Raw genomic sequence first — 7,766 nt, forward strand, 5'->3', positions numbered from 1 at the left:
CCCCGGCCGCTCCGGCCGCCCCCGCGCGTCCGGCCCCGCCGACGCGTCCGGCGGTCAATTTCGGTCAACGCGCGCCCAAGCTGCCGTCCGGCAACCCCGGCCGCACCCCGATCGAGCGCCCTGCCTTCGGCGGCCGTTCCGCCCGTGAACAGGCCTTGGAAGGCCGTGGTGAGGAGGCGACCGATCGTCCCGTCGCCGACGCTCGTCCGCCCCGCGCCGGTGGCGCAGGCGCAGCCGCCGGTCGTCCGCGCAGCGGCGGCAGCGAGACCGTTCGCTATTCGGCCCTCAATCCGCGTCCGGCCCCCGGCGCCGCCCGTCCAGGTGCGCCGCGCACCGGTCCCGGCGGCCGCCCCGCCCCGAACCAGCCGCCGGCCACGCCGGAAGTCGCCCGTCCCAGCCGCGCGCCGGGAACCGGCTTCGGCCGTCCCGCCGGTCGCGAGGACGATCGCGATCGCCGCTTCGCCGACGCCGGTCCGGGCAAGGCCGTGTCGCGCACCCGTGGCGAACCCAAGCGCCGCGAAGGCCGCCTGACCATCCAGTCGGTCGCCGGCGACGGCGACACCGCCGAGCGGATGCGCTCGCTGGCCTCGGTTCGCCGGGCCCGCGAACGCGAGAAGGAAAAGCGCAAGGGCGGCTCGACCGATGCGCCCAAGGCCGCGCGTGAAGTGGTCATCCCCGACGTCATCACCGTGCAGGAGCTGTCCAACCGGATGGCTATCCGCGGCGTCGACATCATCAAATTCCTGATGCGTCAGGGCCTGATGATGAAGATCAACGACGTGATCGACTCCGATACCGCCGAGCTGGTGGCCGAAGAGTTCGGCATGGCGGTCAAGCGCGTGTCGGAATCCGACGTCGAGACGGGCTTCCTGGCCGCCGCCGACGACGAGGACGCCACCACGCCGCGTCCGCCCGTCGTGGCCATCATGGGTCACGTCGACCACGGCAAGACCAGCCTGCTGGATGCACTGCGCACCACCGATGTGGCGGGCGGCGAAGCCGGCGGCATCACCCAGCACATCGGCGCCTATCAGGTGCGCCTGGAGGACGGCCAGCGGGTCACCTTCCTGGACACCCCGGGCCACGCCGCCTTCTCGGCGATGCGGGCGCGCGGCGCCAATGTGACGGACATCGTGGTTCTGGTCGTGGCCGCCGACGACGGCGTCATGCCCCAGACGATCGAGGCCATCCAGCACGCCAAGGCGGCCAATGCGCCGCTGATCGTGGCGGTCAACAAGATCGACAAGCCGGACGCCAATTCGCTCAAGGTCGTCAACGAGCTGCTGCAGTACGAAGTCATCGCCGAGAGCCTGGGTGGCGACACCCAGATCATCGAGGTGTCGGCCAAGAACCGCACCAACCTGGACGGTCTGCTTGAGGCCATCCTGGTCCAGGCCGAGATCATGGACCTGCGCGCCAACCCCGAGCGGTCGGCCGAGGGCGTGGTCATCGAGGCCAAGCTGGACAAGGGCCGCGGCCCCGTCGCGACCGTTCTGGTCAAGCGCGGCACACTGAAGCGTGGCGCCATCGTCGTGGCCGGCTCCGCCTGGGGCAAGGCGCGCGCTCTGCTGGACGAACGCAACGCGCAACTGACCGAGGCCGGCCCGTCGGTGCCGGTCGAGATCCTGGGCCTGTCGGAGGCCCCGTCTCCGGGCGAGCCGTTCGCCGTGGTTGAGAGCGAGGCCCGCGCCCGCGAACTGACCGAGTATCGTGACCGCGTCCGCCGCGAAAAGGCGACGGGCGGCATCAACCAGGTCTCGCTGGTGGACATGATGTCCCGCCTGCAGACCAAGAAGGTCTCGGAACTGCCGGTGGTCATCAAGGCCGACGTGCAGGGTTCGGCGGAAGCCATCGTCAGCTCGCTGGACAAGATGGGCACGGACGAGGTTCGCGCCCGGACGGTCTATTCCAGCGCCGGCGGCATCACCGAGAGCGACGTCAACCTGGCCAAATCGGCCGGTGCGCCGATCCTGGGCTTCAACGTTCGCGCCTCGAAACAGGCCCGCGACCTGGCCGAGCGCGAAGGCGTCGAGATCCGCTACTACTCGATCATCTACGACCTGCTGGACGACATCAAAGGCGTGCTCTCGGGCATGCTGGCGCCGTTGCAGCGTGAAACCTTCCTGGGCAACGCCGCGGTCCTGCAGGTGTTCGACATCACCAAGATCGGCAAGATCGCCGGTTGCCGCGTCACCGAAGGCGTCGTGCGCAAGGGCGCGCGCGTCCGCATCATCCGCGACGATGTGGTGGTGCTGGAGCTGGGTGTGCTCAACACGCTCAAGCGCTTCAAGGACGAGGTCAACGAGGTCCAGTCGGGTCAGGAATGCGGCATGCAGTTCCAGGGCTTCCAGGACATCAAGGAAGGCGACTACATCGAGTGCTTCACGGTCGAAGAGATCAAACGCACTCTGGACTAGAGCGACATCGGTTCCGCACCGTTGTTCGAGGACAAACGCCGGGCTCCGCAGCCCGGCGTTTTTTCTTGCCGTATTGCCGCCACAGAGCGCCGGGACACAGGGGCATGCGCCAGATCGTCCTGACCCTGTCCCTGTTCGCCGCCGTCGCGGTCGCCCCCCAGGCGCGGGCCGAGACGCGCTTTCTGGCCTATGACGCCGCCGACCGGGTCACCCAGGCGCTGACGCGCGGCGTGACGCTGGAGGTCGATCGCGGTTTCTTTGGCGGTATCGCGGTGCGCAGTCTGATCTCCACGACGGCCCGAGGCTCGGCGCAGATGCGTCCGGGCGGCCCCAACGTCCGCGGCGTCCTGCCTGCCGGGGCGTCGGCCGGCGATGTCTATTCCATCGTGCCCGAGGGCGACGGGCGGGGTCTGACGCGCGCCCTGTGTCCCGGCGCCGATGAGGCCTGGCTGGCCCTGGGCGCCGTGCGTCTGGGGCGGCCGCTGGATGTGGAGGTGGTCGGGCGCTGGGCGGACGGGACGCTGCGCCACTGCGTCAGCCTGAAGTACGACTGGCGCGGCGAATGGGCCATGCCACCCGCGGCCGGCCGCGACGCGTCGGAGCCCCTGGCGTCATCGCGCTGACGTCCGGCCGGGGGGATCGCATGGGGTCGAGACTGACCGCCTTTCTGGTCGTCGCCCTGCTGGGGTTGATGGCGGGCCTGTGGACCAGCACATCGGCGCCCCCGCCGCTGACCGCCGCCGCTGGCGGCGAACCCGTCGACATCTATCTGCTGGATAACGGCTTCCACACGGACATGGCTGTGCCGCGCGGGATGCTGGAGGCGCGGGGCGGGCCGCTGGCCGAGGCGGTGCGCGGTCTGCCGCCGGGGGATTGGATCCTGGTCGGCTGGGGCGATGCGCGGTTCTATGTCGACCAGAGTCCGATCAGCGACCGTCTGCCCGACGGCGCGCGGGCCTTTTTCCGGCCGGGCGGCAATCCATCGGTCGTCATGCTGGACCCCGAGGCGCTGCACCCCCTGCATCGCTTCCCCGCTGAAGGGCGCGTTGTCCTGACCCTGCCTGCCGCGCGGTTCGAGGCGATGGCGGCGCGGATCGAGGCGTCGCTGACCCTGACGCCGGACGGCCATGCCCGATTGATCGAAGCGCGGCCGGGTGATGAAGCGCGCTTCTTCGCCAGCCGGGAGACCTTCTGGATCGGCCATCTGTGCAACCACTGGACGGCCCAGGTGCTGAACCACGGCGGGGTGGCCGTGCGGCCGTTCCGCAGCCTGACCTCGGGCGAGGTGATGCGGGCCGCCGACGCCGCAGCGCTGGACAGGGCGGTTCGGGCCGACTAGACCCCGCGCCTTCGCTTTCCCTGCCGGCGTCCGATCCCCGGCGAGCGAGAACCAAGGAGAGGCCGCATGGCCCGCAAACAGCACACCCGCAACGCCTCGGGCCCGCAGGGGCCGTCGCAGCGCCAGCTTCGCGCCGGCGAATTGATCCGCCACGCCCTGGTCGACATCCTGCGTGAGGAGGAGATTCACGACGAGGCGCTGCACGGCGTGTCCGTCACCGTGACCGAGGTTCGCCTCAGCCCCGACCTGAAGCACGCGACCTGTTTCGTCGAACCGCTGGGGGCGGGGGTCGAGGCCGCGCCGACCGCAGGCCACGAGTCAGAGATCATCAAGGCGCTGAACGCCCACGCCAAATTCCTGCGCGGGGTGCTGGGCCGCCGGATCGACATGAAGTTCACGCCCGACCTGCGCTTCCGCCACGACGAGAGTTTCGACGCGGCCACCCATATCGACCGTCTGCTGGACGACCCTCGCGTCAGGGCCGACCTGGAACGTTCCGACGACCAGGGCGAAGACTGAGCCATGGGCCGTCGCAAGAAGGGCGAGATCGTCAACGGCTGGATTTGCCTGGACAAGGCGTTCGAGCTGGGCTCGACCGAGGCGGTGACTCGCGTCCGTCGGCTGTTCAATGCCCAGAAGGCAGGACATGCGGGCACGCTGGACCCGCTGGCGTCGGGCGTCCTGCCGATCGCCCTGGGCGAGGCGACCAAGACCGTGCCGTTCATGATGGACGCGGAAAAGGTCTATCGCTTCACCATCAACTGGGGCGTCTCGACCGACAGCATCGACCGCGAGGGCGAGATCATCGGCCGGTCCGACGTGCGGCCCTCGGTCGAGGCGGTGAAGGCGGCCCTGCCGACCTTCGTGGGCGAGATCGATCAGGTCCCGCCGCAGTTCTCGGCCATCCGGGTGGATGGCCAGCGCGCCTATGACCTGGCCCGCGACGGCGCGGAATTTGAACTGGAATCGCGCCGCGTCGTCATCCATGAGGCGGCTGTGACGGATGCGCCGGACGCGGACCACGTCGAGATCACCATGCGCACGGGCAAGGGCGTTTACGTCCGCTCGCTGGCCCGGGATCTGGCGATCTTGCTGGGCGCCGAAGGGCATGTCTCGGCCCTGAGACGCGAGCGTGTGGGGCCGTTCCGGGCCGAGAACGCCGTCACGCTGGATTTTCTCGCCGATCTGGCGCATAAGGGCGCCGCCTTGGAGGGCCTGCTGCCCGTTTCGACCGCTCTGGACGACATCCCGGAGCTGGCCGTTACGGATCAGGACGCCCTCTCGCTGAGGCAGGGACGGCCGATCGTTCTGCTCCCCCGTCAGGTTGAGACCCTCAAGAGCCGGCTTTCCGCGGGCTCCCGAACGGTTTCCGCCTTCGAGGGAGAGACCCTGGTCGCACTCTGTTCGATGCGGGCCGGCCGGCTTGAACCCGACCGTGTTTTCAATCTCCCCTAGCGTTCGCCACGGCGGCGCGACAGGGCTCCAGCATGGAGACTCTCGATGTCGATTACCGCTCAACGCAAGGGCGAGGTCATTGCTGACAACGCCCGTTCGACCGGCGATACCGGTTCGGCCGAAGTTCAGGTCGCGATCCTGTCAGAACGCATCTCGAACCTGACCGACCACTTCAAGACCCACAAGAAGGACAACCACTCGCGCCGCGGCCTGCTCAAGATGGTCTCGCAGCGTCGTCGTCTTCTGGATCACCTGAGCAAGACCGACCGTGAGCGTTACACCGCTCTGATCGGCAAGCTGGGCCTGCGCCGCTAAGGCGCGACCGGCAGCGGAAAACGATTTTCGAGGCGCGGGCGGTCACGTCCGCGCCTCGTTCCGCACCTAGAGGATACCCGCGCGCCACGGGATTTCATGGCGCAGACGCGAGGGCCTCGAAACCGGTCCTCTATCACCCGCCCGGTTGCGATGACGCCGCCGGGTCCACAGGGACCGAAGGACGAAAACGCCTGACGCTCCACCCCCGACGGGAATACGCCCGCGGGTTCTGAAAGAAGAAAAATGTTCGATATCAAACGCAAGACGATCGAGTGGGCGGGCCGCCCGCTGACGCTGGAAACCGGCCGCATCGCCCGTCAAGCCGACGGCGCCGTGCTGGCGACCTACGGCGAGACCGTGGTTCTGGCCACCGTCGTGTACGGCCGCCAACCCAAGCCGGGCCTGGATTTCTTCCCGCTGACCGTCAACTACCAGGAAAAGACCTTCGCCGCCGGCAAGATCCCGGGCGGCTATTTCAAGCGTGAAGGCCGTCCGACCGAGAAGGAGACCCTGGTCTCCCGCCTGATCGACCGTCCGATCCGCCCGCTGTTCGTCAAGGGCTTCAAGAACGAGACCCAGGTCGTCGTGACCGTGCTGCAGCACGACATGGAGAACGATCCGGACATCGTCGGCCTGGTCGCCGCCTCGGCCGCCCTGACGATCTCGGGCGTGCCCTTCATGGGTCCGATCGGCGCCGCGCGCGTCGGCATGATCGACGGCGAGCTGGTTCTGAATCCGCACATCGACCTGATCGCGACCTCGGATCTGGATCTGGTCGTCGCCGGCACCCAGGACGCCCTGATGATGGTCGAATCCGAAGCCAAGGAGCTTTCGGAAGACACCATGCTGAAGGCGCTGATGTTCGCCCACGCCGGCATGCAGCCGGTGATCGACGCGATCATCGACCTGGCCGAACACGCCGCCAAGGAGCCCTTCGACTTCCAGGGTGAAGACCATTCGGACGTCGTCGCCTCGATCAAGAAGCTGGTCGGCGAAGACATCAAGAAGGCCTACACCCACCCCGGCAAATACGACCGCCGGGCCGGCGTCGATGCGGCCAAGAAGACCGCCTCGGCCGCCCTGGTGAAGACGGAAGAAAAGCCTGACGGCGTCGACAGCTCCAAGTTCTCGGCCGCCTTCAAGGAATGCGAAGCCGAAGTCCTGCGTCGCGACATCATCGAGAACGCGCACCGCGTCGACGGCCGCGCCCTGGACAAGGTCCGCGCCATCGTCTCGGAAGTCGGCGTCCTGCCGCGCACCCACGGTTCGTCGCTGTTCACGCGCGGCGAAACCCAGGCCCTGGTCGTCGCCACCTTGGGCACCGGTGAGGACGAGCAGTACATCGACAGCCTGTCGGGCACCTACAAGGAATCCTTCCTGCTGCACTACAACTTCCCCCCCTATTCGGTGGGTGAAGCGGGCCGCATGGGTTCGCCCGGTCGTCGCGAAATCGGTCACGGCAAGCTGGCCTGGCGCGCGATCCGTCCGATGCTGCCGACCAAGGAAGACTTCCCCTACACCATCCGTCTGGTGTCGGAGATCACCGAGTCCAACGGTTCGTCCTCGATGGCCACGGTCTGCGGTTCGTCGCTGGCCCTGATGGACGCCGGCGTGCCGCTGATCCGTCCGGTCTCGGGCATCGCCATGGGTCTGATCCTGGAGCCGTCTGGCGAGTTCGCCATCCTGTCCGACATCCTGGGTGACGAAGATCACCTGGGCGACATGGACTTCAAGGTCGCCGGCACCAGCGAAGGCATCACCTCGCTGCAGATGGACATCAAGGTCCCCGGCATCACCGAGGAGATCATGAAGCAGGCCCTGACCCAGGCCTCGGCCGGCCGCCTCCACATCCTGGACGAAATGTCCAAGGCCATGGACGCGCCGCGCGCCGAACTGGGCGAGCACGCGCCGAAGATCGAGACCATCAAGATCGCGGTCGACAAGATCCGCGAAGTGATCGGTTCGGGCGGCAAGGTGATCCGCGAGATCGTCGAGAAGACCGGCGCCAAGATCGACATCGGCGATGACGGCACCATCAAGGTCGCCGCCAACGACCAGGAAAAGATCGACGCCGCCAAGGCCTGGATCCAGTCCATCGCCTCGGAGCCGGAAGTCGGCACCATCTACACCGGCAAGGTCGTGAAGGTCGTCGACTTCGGCGCCTTCGTGAACTTCTTCGGCGCCAAGGACGGCCTGGTCCACGTGTCCCAGATCGCTCTGGAACGCGTCGCCAACCCGGC

7 protein-coding genes are annotated in these 7,766 nt (G+C 68.0%); all 7 read left to right on the forward strand.

What is annotated here, in order from left to right; translation table 11 throughout:
• On the forward strand, positions 1 to 2,417 hold a 2,417-nt coding region (gene infB, locus EON91_RS13360), incomplete at its 5' end, for a translation initiation factor IF-2 (protein ID WP_292095676.1).
• Positions 2,418 to 2,521: 104 nt separating this feature from the next.
• Positions 2,522 to 3,040: a hypothetical protein gene (locus tag EON91_RS13365; protein ID WP_292095679.1), complete on the forward strand. Its 519-nt coding sequence runs from the start codon at positions 2,522 to 2,524 to the stop codon at positions 3,038 to 3,040.
• Between the two features lie 20 nt (positions 3,041 to 3,060).
• Entirely contained in the window at positions 3,061 to 3,756 is a 696-nt protein-coding gene (locus EON91_RS13370; protein ID WP_292095681.1) for a DUF2459 domain-containing protein, read from the forward strand.
• Between the two features lie 66 nt (positions 3,757 to 3,822).
• Positions 3,823 to 4,275, forward strand: coding sequence for a 30S ribosome-binding factor RbfA (gene rbfA, locus EON91_RS13375; protein WP_292095684.1), 453 nt, complete (start codon positions 3,823 to 3,825; stop codon positions 4,273 to 4,275).
• Between the two features lie 3 nt (positions 4,276 to 4,278).
• On the forward strand, positions 4,279 to 5,211 hold the full coding sequence (truB, locus tag EON91_RS13380; RefSeq protein WP_292095686.1) for a tRNA pseudouridine(55) synthase TruB: 933 nt from the start codon (positions 4,279 to 4,281) through the stop codon (positions 5,209 to 5,211).
• Between the two features lie 45 nt (positions 5,212 to 5,256).
• Positions 5,257 to 5,526, forward strand: coding sequence for a 30S ribosomal protein S15 (gene rpsO, locus EON91_RS13385; protein WP_292095688.1), 270 nt, complete (start codon positions 5,257 to 5,259; stop codon positions 5,524 to 5,526).
• Between the two features lie 243 nt (positions 5,527 to 5,769).
• A partial coding sequence (pnp, locus tag EON91_RS13390; RefSeq protein ID WP_292095691.1) for a polyribonucleotide nucleotidyltransferase occupies positions 5,770 to 7,766 on the forward strand: 1,997 nt, incomplete at its 3' end.

This window comes from Brevundimonas sp., assembly GCF_004210735.1.
Classification (GTDB): Bacteria; Pseudomonadota; Alphaproteobacteria; order Caulobacterales; family Caulobacteraceae; genus Brevundimonas.